Below are 12,947 nucleotides of genomic sequence, written 5' to 3'. Positions count from 1 at the left end.
GGTTCCGCTGTCAGGTGTCAGATGACGCCGGCTGTCCGCAGCCGCGCGATCTCGCCCGCGTCCATGTCGAGCATGTCTTGCAGGATCGTGCCGCCATGCTCGCCCAACTCCGGCGCCGGACGCGCCTCGCCCCGGTCGAGCCCGGCGACATGGACGGGCTGTTCGGGCAGTCTGAGTGTGCCGAGCCTGTTGTGGTCGACCGTCGTCATCAGCCGGCGATGATGCGCATGGGCGCTATCGGCCGCCTCAGCGACGTTCCACACCACCGATGCGGGAATGCCGGCCTCGGCCAGGCGTTCGACCGCGGCTTCCGGCGCCAGCGCCCGCGACCAGGACTCGATTTCGACGCGCAGCGCGTCGCGATTGACGCGGCGCTCGCGGTCGGAGGCATAACGCGGATCGTCGGCCAGTTCCGGCCGGCCGATGGTGGCGGCGAAACGGGCAAACAGCGAATTGTTGGCGATCGCGATGATGATGGTGCCGCCCTTGGCCGCGAAGGCGCCGAAAGGAGCCGATAGCGGATGCTGGTTGCCCTGCCGGGTCGGCGGCACGTCGGTCACCTGAAGCTGCGCCAGCGCGGTCGGAAGCAGGGAAAACAGCGAATCGAACATGGCGATGTCGAGCGTGGCCCCCTCGCCGGTCGTCGCGCGCCTATAAAGCGCCGCAGCGATCGCGAAGGCGGCGTAAAGGCCCGACACCGTGTCGCCGACCGAATCGCCAACCATCATCGGCTCGCCGTCGGGCTCGCCGGTGATACTCATCAGGCCCGACAGCGCTTGGGCGACGACGTCGTAGCTCGGCGCGCGAGCCAGCGGCCCGTCCTGACCGAAACCGGAGATCGAGCAGTAGATCAGATCGGCGCGCTCGCCACGCAGCGTCTCGGCGTCGATGCCGAGCTTGCGGGCGACGCCGGGGCGGAAATTCTCCACCACCACATCGCTCTTGGCCGCCAGGCGGCGCGCGATCACCCGGCCTTCCTCGCTCTTCAGGTCGAGCCGGATGCTGCGTTTGTTGCGGTTGATCAGCTCGAAACTGACGCTGATGCCCTGGGAAAAGGCGCCCATGGAGCGCTGGTCGTCGCCGGTGGGCGGCTCGACCTTGATGATCTCGGCGCCGAGATCGGCCAGCATGGCGGTGCAGAACGGGCCTGCCAGAACCCGGCTGAAGTCGAGCACGGTCACCCCGGCGAAGGGCTTGGACGAAGACATTTTCATCTCCAGTTCTAAAGCGCGCGCCCTAGCGCAGCAGATCGGGCAGCCAGGTTGCGAGCTGCGGGAACAAAACAACGAGCAGAAGCGCGATCACGTTGGCGATCAGGAACGGCGTGATGCCGCGGAAAATCGTTCCCAACGGAATGTCCTGGCGCAGCCCCTTGATGACGAACACATTGATGCCGACGGGCGGCGTGATCATGCCGATCTCGATGACCATGACATTGACGATGCCCCACCAGACCAGATCGTATCCGAGCCCGCTGATGATCGGCACCACGAAGGGAAGCGTCAGCACCATGCCGGCAAGCGCGTCGAAAACGCAGCCCAACAGCACGTACATGGCGATGATCAGGAAGATGATCACCAGCGGCGGCACGTCGAGGCTCTGCACCCAGGTCGCGACTTCGCTGGGCATATGCGACAAGGTGAGGAAATAGCCGAAAATATTGGCGCCGATCACGATCATATAAAGCATGGCGATCGAACCGGCCGACCCGAACAGCGTCTCGGCGAAGGTGGCGCGCGTCAGGGATTTTCTCGCCAGCGCAAAGATCAGCGTGAGCACCAGACCGACCGCAGCACCCTCGTTGACGGTGAAGAAGCCGGAATAGATGCCACCCATCACCACGACGATGATACCGAGCGGCGCCCAGGCGCGCCCCGTCTCTCGCATCCGGCCACCCCAAGCGATGCGCTCGCCGGCGCCGGCCAATTGCGGCGAGATCAGCAATTGCACGCGGATGGCGAGGACGAACAGGGCGACCGACAGGATGCCGGGAATGATCGCGGCAAGAAACAGATCGATGACGAACTGCTCGACTTGGACGGCATAGATCACCATGATGATCGACGGTGGGATCAGCGACCCGAGTGTCCCGCCGGCCGCCAGCGTGCCCGTGCACAGCGACAGCGCGTAGTTGCGCTTTTCCATCTCCGGCAGGGCAATCTTGGCCATGGTGGCGGCGGTCGCGATCGACGACCCCGCGATGGCGCCGAAACCGGCGCAGCCCAGAATGGTCGCCATCGACAACCCACCCCGATAATGGCCGATCCAGGTGTTGGCGACGCGGTAGATGTCGGCTGAGATGCCGGCCGCACCGGCGAAGCCGCCCATCAACAGGAAGAACATCACGACCGCGAAATCCTGGTTCGTGAGCATGTTGACGGTTTCGGTGCCGAACAGGGAAACCATGCCCGACAGATTGCCGGTCAACATCACGTAACCCGCAGCCCCCACCGCCGCCATGGCGATGCCGACGGGCACATGCAACAGGATCGCGGCAATCAGGCAGGCGAGCCCGACGAGGCCGACTTCAATCGGTGCCATCGGGCCCCTCCTTTTTCTCGACGCGTTCGGAGACCGCCGATGCGTCCGTCAGCCCGGCTGGATCCTGCGCGGTGGAGCGGATGTCGCCGGCCGCGGCGACGACCAGGGAAAACTGGACGGGAACACATAGAATGAACAAGGCCGTCGTCAGTACCCATACCGGCCAGACGGGGATGTAGATCAGCCAGGTGGTCTGGCCGGATGTGTAGACGTCGATCGTGTAGACGCAAAGCTGCCAGGCGATCAGCACGAAGACGGCGAGCATGACGACATGGCCGAGGAAATCGAGCACCGCCCCCAGGCGCCAATGCGCCATGCCGGCGAAACGCACCGCGACATGCTGGTTGGTGGCCAGCGAGGCCGGGAAACAGGCGGCGGCGGCGATCACGATGATCAGGTCCGAGATGTCGCTGAAGCCGGTGACCGGCATACCGAACAGTTCCCGCCCGGCAATGTCGACCATGGTCATGATCGACAGGACGACGAGGGCGGCAAGCCCGATCGTGGCCGTGAACTGGGCAAGTCTGCGAATATTTGCCAGCAATGTCATGGGGGAGCTCTCGGCTTGCCGCGCGCTGACGCGCAGCGGGGCCCGGCGGCCGCGGCCAAGCCGCAACCGCCGGTCCGGTTTTTACTTGTCGGCGCGCACGGCGTCGCGAGCGGACAGCATCTCCTGATACAGGTTCACGCCGTCCTTGTCGGCATCCCAACGCTCCTTGAGGCCGGCAAAGGCATCCTTGAGCGTATCGATGTCCTCGGCGGAGAACTCGACCATATTATGCTCGGCGTCGGCCTCCAGGCGCGCTGCGGACTCCTCGTTCTGCTTGTCCAGGTTTTCGGCCAGGACATCGGAGAACCACATGCCGCGATATTTGTCGAAGGCGGCCTTGGCTTTGGGCGGCAGGCTCTCATAAGTGTCCTTGCGCATCGGGAACATCACCGCGACATTGCCCAGCGGGGCATTGATGACGTGGTAGCCGGCCGCGTCGGCAATGCGGAAGTTGAACATGTTGCCGATATCCATCAGCGTGCCGTCGACCACGTTGCGCGAGATGTTCTCCGCGATCTGGGTGGCCGGCATGCCGCCGACGGGAACGCCGCCCATCGCCTGCACGACCGCGCCCTGGACCGGGCCGCCGGCGCGCAGCTTGAGGCCGGAAATATCCTCGACCGTGGCGAGTTCCTTTTTGCTGTGCAGATAATAAGGCCCGACCTCGGCGATACCGACGAGCTCGAGCTCGTCAAAACCGGTAAACAGGCCCTTTTCGTAGAGCGCATAGGCGGTCAGGCTGGCCTCGCGCGTGTTTTCGAACACGAAGGGCAGCTCGAACATTTCCAGTTCCGGGAAACGGCCAGGCGTGTAGGAGGCGACAACTTCGGCAATGTCGACGACGCCGTCCTCGACCAGCTTGAGCTGGGTGGTCGGGCTGGCGCCCAGCGTGCCGCCGGGATAGTGCTCGATCTTGAGCGTGCCTTCGGCGGCTTTCTCGACCGCCTCGATGAACGCGGGGATCGAAATCGAATTGGTCTTCGTGCCGGGCGGGAAGGCGCTGGCGAATTTCAGCACCACAGGCGACTCGGCCAGAGCCGGCTGCACGAACGCGCTGCCCAGAAGCATGGCAGCCATGGTCAGTTTTTTGATCGTTGTCATCGTCTCTCCCTTTCGAGCTCGCGCCTGGCGACCAGGAACACGGCTATGTTCGTATGACGGCGAAAATTATCGTGTGTGCGGGCACCCGCGCTGAAATAGGTTTTGCGAAACTGGACAATCACGAAAGACGAAGCTCGAGCGGTTTGCGGCCTAGCTTTTCCAACGTTTGACGATTCCAGCATCGATATCGACCAGGTCGAGTACCCGGCCGACCGTGTGATCGACCATTTCCTCGACCGTGTCGGGACGGGGATAGAAGGCGGGCACCGGCGGCATGACGATCGCGCCCATTTCCGTTACCGAGACCATGTTGCGGCAATGGCCCAGATGCAACGGGGTCTCGCGAAACAGAAGCACCAGCCGCCGCCGTTCCTTCAGGCTCACATCGGCAGCGCGCGAGACCAGCGTGCCGCAGGCCCCGGACGCGATCTCGCCCAATGTCTTGGCCGAGCACGGCGCGATGAACATGCCGTCGACGCGAAACGAACCGCTGGATATGGAGGCGGCGACGTCGTCGTTGGAGTGCACGTGATCGGCCAGCGCGTGGATATGGGCCTGCTTCAAATCGGTTTCGTGGGCCAGCGCGACGACGGCAGAGCGCGACATCACCAGATGTGTCTCGCAGCCGAGCGCGCGCAAGACCTCAAGCAGCCGGATGCCATAGACATGGCCCGAGGCTCCGGTGATCGCGACAATGAAGCGTTTGGTCATATGCCCTCGCAAGGCGTCGGACGACCCCGGTCCTAGTAGGACACGAGGTCGCGGCGCACCTTTTCATAAATCTCTTCGGGCGGACGCACGAATTCCGAGCGGCCGCCCGGCTCGCCGTCGCCCGGACGGGTGGTGGCGATCATGCCGATCTTGGTGACCACCAGATCCTCGTGCACCGGATCGCAGCGGTCCGCCTTGACGCCCGGCAGCACGACCAAATCCTCATGCGCCCGGAACCGGGCCGCCAGCGACCATTCGACCTGGCGCCAGTCTTCGGGATCGACGTCGTCGTCGACGACGATGACCAATTTCAAGAGGTTGACCGAGCCCATCGCCAGCATCACCGCGCGCTTGCCCTCGCCGAGGCGCGGCTTGTGCATGGTGATGACGGCGTGCAGGCGGCCCATGCCGCCTTCGGTGACGAAGACGCGGCGGACGGCCGGAATGGCGCGCTTGAGATCGCGCGTCAGCGTCGCGCCGATCGACACCGCACCGATCAGGCAGTGCTCGCGCGCATAGCCGGGCAGGATTGCCTGATAGATCGCATCCTTGCGGTGCGTCACGCAGCTCGCCTCGACGCCAATTCCGGGGCCGTAATAAACATAGAAGCCGGGGAATTCGGAAACCGCACCTTCCTCGATCAGGTCGTCGGGCTTGAGCCGGCCCTCGATGACGATTTCCGCATGGGCCGGCACCTCGAGATCGACCGTCTTGCACTTGACGAGTTCGATCGGCGCGCCGAGCAGCGCACCGGCATTGTCGAATTCGTCATCGCCGAGTTCGAGATAGAGCTGCGAGCCGAGCAGGACGGCGGCATGATTGCCGATCGCAACGGCGATCTCTAGATCGCGTCCGAGATGGCGGGCCTTTTCGGCCATTTGCGCGAGATGGTGGTTCTTGGCAATGCCCGCCATCATGCGCACCCCGCCTTCGAGCCGGAAGCGCGCGATGGAGACGTTGCGGCGGCCGGTTTCGGGGTCCTTGGCCACGATCACCCCGGCGGTGATATAGGGCGCGCCCTCCTTCTCGAACCAATGCGGCACCGGCATGAGTTCGCCGATGTCGAAGGGCGCCTGGTGGACGACCTCCTGCACCGGCCCGTCTTCGACCACGACCGGCTTGACCGGCTGGCGCAGCGCCGCCAAGCAATGCGCGTCGAGGTCGGCTTCGGCGATATTCAGCGCGCGGGCGAAACGGGCGCGGCGATTATAGAGATTGCCGACCACCGGCATGGCGTGAGCCTGCACGCTCTCGAAAAGCTGTGCGTCGCCGTCGTCGCGCAAGGACAGGACCGAGGCCAGCTCGAAGCGCGGATCGACCGGACGGGCGATCCGGTGCAGATCGCCGCTCTCTTCAAGCACGGCCAGGAAGCCGCGCATGCTCTGGTCGATGCTCATGCCCCGGCTCCGCCCTTGCCGGTCGTGTCGAGCCGGAAATGCCGGATCTCCTTGCGCTCGATCTCGTCGAAGGACTCCTCGTAGCCCGCATCGGCATAACGCATGACGCCCGTGGTGGTGTCGTTGGTCAGGGTCATCTCCAGCCTTTCGTCCGCTTCGGCCGAGCCGTCGGCGACCAGGGTCACGCCCGAGCTTGTCATATAGCCCGAATAGCCGCCACCGCCGGAATGGATCGCGACCAGATCGGCCTGCGAAGCGCAGTTGACGAGCGCGTTGAGCAGCGGCCAGTCGGCGATCGCATCGGAGCCGTCGCGCATGTTCTCGGTCATGATGTTGGGATGCGCCATGGCGCCGGCGTCGAGATGGTCGCGGGTGAACGCGACCGGCCCAGCCAGCACGCCCTCGCGCACCATGCGGTTGACCGCAAGGCCGAGCTTGGTGCGCGCGCCGTGGCCGAGCCAGGCGATGCGCGCCGGCATGCCCTCGACCGGCACGTGCTTGCGCGCCAGCTTGATCCAGCGGGTGACGCCGGCATCGTCCTTGAATTCGTCCAGCAGCCAGTCGTCGATCTTGCGAATGTCGTCGGGATCGTTCGACAGGGCGATCCAGCGGAACGGTCCGATGGCGCGGGCAAACAGCGGCCGCAGGAAGGCCTCGGTGAAGATCGGGATGTCGAACGCGTTGTCGACGCCGCCTTCCTTGGCCTGGGTGCGGATCAGATTGCCGTTGTCGAACACCACCGCACCGGCCTTCTGGAAGGCCAGCATCGCGCCGACATGGCGCACGATCGAGCGAGTCGATGCGGCCATCAATTCGTCGGGCGCCTCGCGGCGCATGCGACGCACCGTCTCCAGATCGTAATCCGCCGGTACATAACCGTAGATCAGGTCGTGGGCGGAGGTCTGGTCGGTGACGACGTCGGGCACAATGCCGCGCTGGCGGATCTGCTCGAAGACGTCGGCGGCGTTGGCGCACAGGCCGACCGACAGGGGTTCCTTGTTGGCACGGGCTTCTTCGATCAGCGCCAGCGCCTCGTCGAGCGTTTCGGCCCGCTTGTCGAGATACCCGACCTCGATGCGCTTTTCGATGCGTTTGGGATCGATCTCCACGCACAGGATCGCGGCCTTGGCCATCACACCGGCGAGCGGCTGCGCGCCGCCCATGCCGCCGAGCCCAGCGGTGAGCACGAAACGTCCGGCGAGATCGTCGCCGAAATTCTGCTCGGCGATACGCATGAAGATCTCGTAAGTGCCCTGAATGACACCCTGCGAGCCGATATATTGCCAGTCTCCGGCCGTCAGCCCGCCCCAGCAGATCAGGTTCTCGTCCTGCCAGCGATAGAAATTCTCCGCCTTCGCCCACTGACCGACCATGTTGCAATTGGCCATCAGCACGACGGGGGCCTTGGGGTGGGTGCGGACCACGCCGATCGGCTTGCCAGACTGGACGATCAGCGTCTCGCCATCCTCCATCGTCTTCAGCGTCTCGACGATCCTGTCGTGCGAGGGCCAGTCGCGCGCGGCACGGCCGAGCGCGGCATAGACGATCAGATTGTCGGGGTCCTCGCCAACGGCAAGCACGTTTTCCAAAAGGCGCAGCAGCCCTTCCTGGCGCCAGCCCTTGCAACGCAGCGTCGCGCCGCTCGTCACGGTAAAGTCTCGATGCATGACGGTCTCCCTAGCCGAGCGCGTAGTCTGTGAGATTGATGCCGAGCGTCGCCTCGACGGACGGATAGACCGCCGGGTCGGTGACGCTGGAGGACAGCGGGATCACCGTCTTGGGCACACGCAGCACCAGAAGCTCCATGCCCTCGACGACCTCGCCGACGCTCATCGGCACGCCGTCCGTATTCAACGTGGTGATGACGTCGGGATAGCCGGCGATGCGCTTTGCCTCGCCATCGTCGACGGCCATGTATTCGTTCATGACGTGCAGCACGCAGGCGCCCTTGCCGCTGCCGACCTGGATCGTGCCGACATCGAAGGCCTCGTTGGTGTAGACGACGTCCTTGGCAACGACCTTGCCCTGGCCGATGATCTCGCCCTTGGTCTGCTTGCAGATGGCGTCGATCACCGCCGTGCCGCCACGCGGCTCGGCCGCGATGATCGCCTCGCCCAGCGCCAGCGCCATGGAAATGCCGCCAAGCGCGGCGTGCTCGCGCACATAGGCCGCCGGCACCGGGTTGCGGCACGAGGCGATGAAACCGCCCGACATGTCGGAGGCGGTGCGCAGGATCGGCGACACCTTGGCGGTCGCGCCGCGCACCACGAGTTCGATATAGGCGTTCTTGGACCGGTTGCCGCCCACCGCCGACTGGATCATCGGCTCGGGCGAATTGGCCAGACCGATCGAGCCCATGTCGCCGGTCGGATGGGCGCGGATATCGCCGACGGCGTCGATCACCTTGGTGCCGAGGATCGCCGAGGGCAGCCAGGCGTTGAGCGTGCTCGACTTGCCGTTCTGGCCGATGATGAGACCATAGATCGGCGCACCGAGCTCTTCTTCAACCAGCCGGACCGCCTTGACGTAATCGACACCCAGCATCTGCCATTCCGTCGTGCCGGCCGGCGCGCCGATCGCGGCGGCGGTGGCAATCCAAGCCTCGTCGGGGACATCGTCCATCGATACCAGTTCCGGCTCGCCGGCATTGACGGCGGCCGTTCCCAGCATACGTCCGTGGTCGGCCCAGCCGCCGCCGCCGGCGGCATAGACCGCGCCGCCCTTGACGGCGGCCTCGATATCGTGGGCCCTCAGAATTCGTGTCATCTGGCGTCGCTCCCTTCGGATTCGGTCTTGTTGTGTCTTTCGTCCAGACGCAGCACCGCGTCGTGAATGACCGCCGCGCCGGCGGCGATCGCATCCGGTTCGGCCCATTCCTCCGGCGCGTGGCTGCGCCCGTCGCGGCACGGGACGAACACCATGGCGCTCGGCGCGATATGCGACATGAAGGCCGCGTCGTGGCCGGCGCCCGACGCCATCGGCAGGGACGAATAGCCGAGTGCGTCGGCACTTTGCGACAAGAGCGCCTGCAGCGCGGTGTCGCAGGGGGCCGGATCGGTGTCAGACAAAAGCGCGAAGCGGGCGCGCTCGACGCGGCACTCGGCGGCGATCTCACCGCTGCGCGCATCGAGCGCGGCCAGGAAACGCTCGGTGACGGCATGGTCCTCGGCGCGGATGTCGACGACGAGACGCGCCTTGCCTGGCACGACATTGGCCGCGTTCGGAAACTGCTCGAATACGCCGGTGGTGGCAACAAAATGACCGTTGCCGCCGGCGGCGGCCTCGCGTGCCGTCGAGGCGACGAAGGCCGATGTGATCGCCGCGGCCAGTCCGGCATCGCGGCGCAGGTCCATCGGTGTGGTGCCGGCATGGTCGGCACGGCCGTCGAACACGATCTCGACGCGGGCGATGCCGGCGATCGCGGTGACGATGCCCAGGTCGATGCCCTGCTGCTCCAGCACGATGCCCTGCTCGATATGCAGCTCGAAAAAGCCGACAATGTCGTCGCGCCGCGCGGCGGCGAGCCGGGCCGGATCGCCGCCGACGCGGCCGATCGCCTGATCGAGGCGCTCGCCAGTCGGGTCGCGGTAACCGAGTTGCTCGTCCGTCAGCCGGCCGGTCAGGGCGCGACTGCCGACGCAGGACAGGCCGAATTCGCTCGGCTCCTCGGCCAGGAAGTCGACGATCTCGATCGCGCAATCGAGCTGCCGGCCGGCCTCGCGCAACGAGCGGGCGATCTCGAGCGCCACGATCACGCCGGCCACGCCGTCGAAGCGGCCGCCGGCCGGGACCGTGTCGGAATGCGAGCCGATCATGATCGTGCCGGCATCGGCGCGCGCGCCTTCCATACGACCGATCAAGTTACCGCCAGTGTCGATGCGCACCGACAGGCCGGCCGCGGCGAAGCGCTTGGCCAGCCAGTCGCGCCCTTCGAGGAACAGCGGCGAGAAGGAACGCCGGGTATAGGGCTTGTCCGGCTCGGTGATGGTGCCGAGCGCCATCAGATCGGCCCACAGGCGGCCGCCGTCGACCGGCAGGTTCGTGCGTCGCGCCGTCATTGCCCGCCATTCTCCGCAAGCGCCCGCGCCGGCGTGACGAAACGGCCCGCGCCCGGCTCGGCCAGAACACGCGTACCGTCGAAAACCATTTCGCCGCGCTGGAAGGTAGCGACCGGCCTGTAGTCGAGCGCCATGCCCTGATAGGGGCTCCAGCCGACGACGTTGTGGCCGCTGGCGGCGGCGTCGTAGCGTCGCGGATCGCGCGCCATGACGACGATGTCGGCGTCGCGGCCGGGCTCGAGCGCACCCTTGCGGTGGCCGATGCGGAACAGCCGCGCCGGATTGGCGGCCAAGAGCCGCGCCGCCCAGACCGGGCTCAAACCGCGCTTCGTCAGGCCGTCGAGAAGCAGCGTGTAAAGCACCTCCAGGCCCGGCACACCGGAGGCGTTGTCGAGCATGACCGGATCGCTCTTGCGGTCCTCCGACCAGCTCACATGGTCGGTCGACACCACGGTGACGTGGCCGGCCGCCAGGTGGCGCCACAACGCCTCGACCTCGGCCCGCGCGCGAACCGGCGGGTTGATCTTGGCCTTGCCGCCAAGCCGGGCGACATCCTCTTCCTCGTCAAGCACGAGATAATGGATACAGGCCTCGATGGTGGCATCGTGGCCACGCGCGCGATGGTCCTGGCACAGTTCGTAGCCGCGGCCGATCGAACAGTGGACGATATGCGCCGCACAGCCCGTCGCCGCGCCGATCTCGTAGACCTCGGCGGTCGCAAGCGCCTCGGCCAGCGCCGGGCGTGCCAGGCCGTGCGCACGATGGTCGGTGATGCCGGCGGCCCGAACCGCCGCCTCGGCGGCGCGCACCACCTCGTCGTTCTCGTTGTGGGCGCCGGCGGCCAGCCCGTGCCGGGCGATCTCGGCAAAGCAGGCCTGCAGCATGTGGGGCGGAATGCGCGGAAAACGCTGCGGATGGGTGCCGAAGGTGGAGAACTTGAAGGCGGCTGCGCCGGCCTCGACCATCTCGGCGATGTGGCGAGGGCCGTCCTCGGGATGCACCGTGCCGTAGAGCGCGAAGTCGACACGCGCCTGCTCACCCGCCTCGCGCGCCTTGGTCGCCAGCCGCTCGCCGGTGCAGATCAGGACGCCGTCGTCATAAGGCATGTCGACGATCGTCGTCACCCCGCCGGCCGCTGCCGCGCGCGTCGACCAGACGAAGTCCTCCTGGCCGCGCTGCGAGCGCGAATGGACCTGGGCGTCGATGGCGCCCGGCATGACGTAGGCGTCGCCGAAGTCTTGGCGCTCGCGCGACGCCGGCGGCGTGCCCTCGCCGACGCGCTCCACCAGTCCGCCGCGGATCGCGACATAGCCGTTTTCGCGGACGCGCTGCGCATCCACCACTTGTCCGGTGATAATCAGATCGTAGTCGCTCATGGATCCTCCTAAGCCGAGGAAGGATCAAAAAACTTTGCCCATCGCGACAATCGTTTTCGCCGAAGCGCGCGATATGGGATTGCGAACTCGGCCGGCCGGCGGGCGGCCAAGGACCGCGCCGTCCCCATAGCCGGCACACTCGAGACGGCCGACACGGGCGATTGTCGCTCGTTACGATTCAGGTCCGTCTCTTGCGGGTCGCGCCATGTGAGCCGGGCCATCGAGGGCGGAAGGCGCCTTGACCGGCCCGGCATCACAAAGGGCGAAGGCTAAGCGACTGCCTTCATCCCATCCGCTCGGACGCATGGGAGCCGGGCGAAGCGGGGAAGACGACGGTGCGGTCGCCGTTGAGAAAGACGCGGCGGTGGATGTGGGCGTGGATGGCGCGTGCCAGCACCTGGCTTTCGACGTCGCGGCCGAGCGAGACGTAGTCCTCCGGCGACTGGGCGTGGGTGACGCGCACGGTGTCCTGCTCGATGATCGGCCCCTCGTCGAGGTCGGCGGTGACGTAGTGCGAGGTCGCGCCGATCAGCTTGACGCCGCGCTCATAGGCCTGGCGGTAGGGGTTGGCGCCCTTGAAGGAGGGCAGAAAAGAGTGGTGGATGTTGATGATGCGCCCCGACATCGCCTGGCACATGGCGTCCGACAGCACCTGCATGTAGCGCGCTAGCACGATCAGCTCGGCGCCGGTCTCCTCGACGATGCGCATCTGCGCGGCCTCGGCCTCGGGCTTGTTGTCCTTGCCGACCCGGATGCAGTGGAACGGAATGTCGTGGTTCACCACCAGCTTCTGGTAGTCCATGTGGTTGGAGATCACCGCGACGATGTCGATCGGCAGCGCGCCGATGCGCCAGCGGTAGAGCAGGTCGTTGAGGCAGTGGCCGAAGCGCGAGACCATGACCACCACCTTGGTCCTGGCCGCCTCGTCGTGGAAGCCGGCCTGCATGGCAAAGCGTTCGGCCAGCGGCGCGAAGCCCTCGCGCAGCGACGCCAGATCGCGCCCCTCCTCAGACACGAAGCTGACGCGCATGAAAAAGCGGCCGCCGGAAAGATCGTCGAACTGCGCGCTGTCGGTGATGTTGCAGCCGTTGTCGGCCAGATAGCCCGAAATCGCCGCAACAATCCCGCGCCGCGTCGCGCACGTTACGGTCAGGCAGTAATTTCCCATATCGGACGTCCTCGATGGAAGCGGCCCCGCGCTGCCGGGAGCAAG

General features: G+C 66.1%; 11 protein-coding genes. All 11 read right to left on the bottom strand.

What is annotated here, in order from left to right; all coding sequences use genetic code 11:
* Positions 1-17: 17 nt before the first annotated feature.
* The 11 genes from EP380_RS02280 to purU all read right to left on the bottom strand — a co-directional run bounded on the left by EP380_RS02280 (position 18) and on the right by purU (position 12,902).
* Positions 18-1,208: a CaiB/BaiF CoA transferase family protein gene (locus EP380_RS02280; protein ID WP_127596147.1), complete on the bottom strand. Its 1,191-nt coding sequence runs from the start codon at positions 1,206-1,208 to the stop codon at positions 18-20.
* 28 nt (positions 1,209-1,236) lie between these two features.
* Positions 1,237-2,541, bottom strand: a complete 1,305-nt coding sequence (locus EP380_RS02275; protein WP_106571372.1) for a TRAP transporter large permease — start codon at positions 2,539-2,541, stop codon at positions 1,237-1,239.
* Complete coding sequence (locus EP380_RS02270) at positions 2,528-3,091, bottom strand: TRAP transporter small permease (protein WP_127596144.1); 564 nt, start codon at positions 3,089-3,091, stop codon at positions 2,528-2,530. The genes EP380_RS02275 and EP380_RS02270 overlap by 14 nt, the downstream gene beginning before the upstream one ends.
* Before the next feature lie 81 nt (positions 3,092-3,172).
* Complete coding sequence (locus tag EP380_RS02265; RefSeq protein WP_106571374.1) at positions 3,173-4,192, bottom strand: TRAP transporter substrate-binding protein; 1,020 nt, start codon at positions 4,190-4,192, stop codon at positions 3,173-3,175.
* 150 nt (positions 4,193-4,342) lie between these two features.
* Positions 4,343-4,903, bottom strand: coding sequence for a UbiX family flavin prenyltransferase (locus tag EP380_RS02260; RefSeq protein ID WP_106571375.1), 561 nt, complete (start codon positions 4,901-4,903; stop codon positions 4,343-4,345).
* Positions 4,904-4,935: 32 nt separating this feature from the next.
* A complete protein-coding gene (locus EP380_RS02255; RefSeq protein WP_127596141.1) occupies positions 4,936-6,300 on the bottom strand; it encodes a UbiD family decarboxylase in 1,365 nt (454 codons plus the stop codon).
* On the bottom strand, positions 6,297-7,967 hold the full coding sequence (locus EP380_RS02250) for a urocanate hydratase (RefSeq protein WP_106571377.1): 1,671 nt from the start codon (positions 7,965-7,967) through the stop codon (positions 6,297-6,299). Before EP380_RS02250 ends, EP380_RS02255 begins: the two co-directional genes overlap by 4 nt.
* A gap of 10 nt (positions 7,968-7,977) precedes the next feature.
* On the bottom strand, positions 7,978-9,066 hold the full coding sequence (locus EP380_RS02245) for a DUF917 domain-containing protein (protein WP_106571378.1): 1,089 nt from the start codon (positions 9,064-9,066) through the stop codon (positions 7,978-7,980).
* Positions 9,063-10,358: a Zn-dependent hydrolase gene (locus EP380_RS02240; RefSeq protein ID WP_127596138.1), complete on the bottom strand. Its 1,296-nt coding sequence runs from the start codon at positions 10,356-10,358 to the stop codon at positions 9,063-9,065. The genes EP380_RS02245 and EP380_RS02240 overlap by 4 nt, the downstream gene beginning before the upstream one ends.
* The gene (locus EP380_RS02235) at positions 10,355-11,734 is read right to left on the bottom strand and encodes a dihydroorotase (protein WP_127596134.1); all 1,380 of its coding nucleotides are present in this window, start codon (positions 11,732-11,734) and stop codon (positions 10,355-10,357) included. The genes EP380_RS02240 and EP380_RS02235 overlap by 4 nt, the downstream gene beginning before the upstream one ends.
* Before the next feature lie 283 nt (positions 11,735-12,017).
* Positions 12,018-12,902: a formyltetrahydrofolate deformylase gene (gene purU / locus EP380_RS02230; protein WP_127596132.1), complete on the bottom strand. Its 885-nt coding sequence runs from the start codon at positions 12,900-12,902 to the stop codon at positions 12,018-12,020.
* Positions 12,903-12,947 lie beyond the last annotated feature (45 nt).

The sequence above is a fragment of the Nitratireductor alexandrii genome (assembly GCF_004000215.1).
In the GTDB taxonomy this organism is placed as follows: domain Bacteria; phylum Pseudomonadota; class Alphaproteobacteria; order Rhizobiales; family Rhizobiaceae; genus Mangrovimarina; species Mangrovimarina alexandrii.
This window is presented reverse-complemented; position numbering and strand designations above follow the sequence as displayed.

What these genes read in the sequence shown, in the direction of transcription:
- EP380_RS02260 (WP_106571375.1), bottom strand. Translation starts at nt 4,903, where the DNA reads ATGACCAAACGCTTCATTGTCGCGATCACCGGAGCCTCGGGCCATGTC.
- EP380_RS02265 (WP_106571374.1), bottom strand. Translation starts at nt 4,192, where the DNA reads ATGACAACGATCAAAAAACTGACCATGGCTGCCATGCTTCTGGGCAGC.
- purU (WP_127596132.1), bottom strand. Translation starts at nt 12,902, where the DNA reads ATGGGAAATTACTGCCTGACCGTAACGTGCGCGACGCGGCGCGGGATT.
- EP380_RS02255 (WP_127596141.1), bottom strand. Translation starts at nt 6,300, where the DNA reads ATGAGCATCGACCAGAGCATGCGCGGCTTCCTGGCCGTGCTTGAAGAG.
- EP380_RS02245 (WP_106571378.1), bottom strand. Translation starts at nt 9,066, where the DNA reads ATGACACGAATTCTGAGGGCCCACGATATCGAGGCCGCCGTCAAGGGC.
- EP380_RS02240 (WP_127596138.1), bottom strand. Translation starts at nt 10,358, where the DNA reads ATGACGGCGCGACGCACGAACCTGCCGGTCGACGGCGGCCGCCTGTGG.
- EP380_RS02270 (WP_127596144.1), bottom strand. Translation starts at nt 3,091, where the DNA reads ATGACATTGCTGGCAAATATTCGCAGACTTGCCCAGTTCACGGCCACG.
- EP380_RS02280 (WP_127596147.1), bottom strand. Translation starts at nt 1,208, where the DNA reads ATGTCTTCGTCCAAGCCCTTCGCCGGGGTGACCGTGCTCGACTTCAGC.
- EP380_RS02275 (WP_106571372.1), bottom strand. Translation starts at nt 2,541, where the DNA reads ATGGCACCGATTGAAGTCGGCCTCGTCGGGCTCGCCTGCCTGATTGCC.
- EP380_RS02235 (WP_127596134.1), bottom strand. Translation starts at nt 11,734, where the DNA reads ATGAGCGACTACGATCTGATTATCACCGGACAAGTGGTGGATGCGCAG.
- EP380_RS02250 (WP_106571377.1), bottom strand. Translation starts at nt 7,967, where the DNA reads ATGCATCGAGACTTTACCGTGACGAGCGGCGCGACGCTGCGTTGCAAG.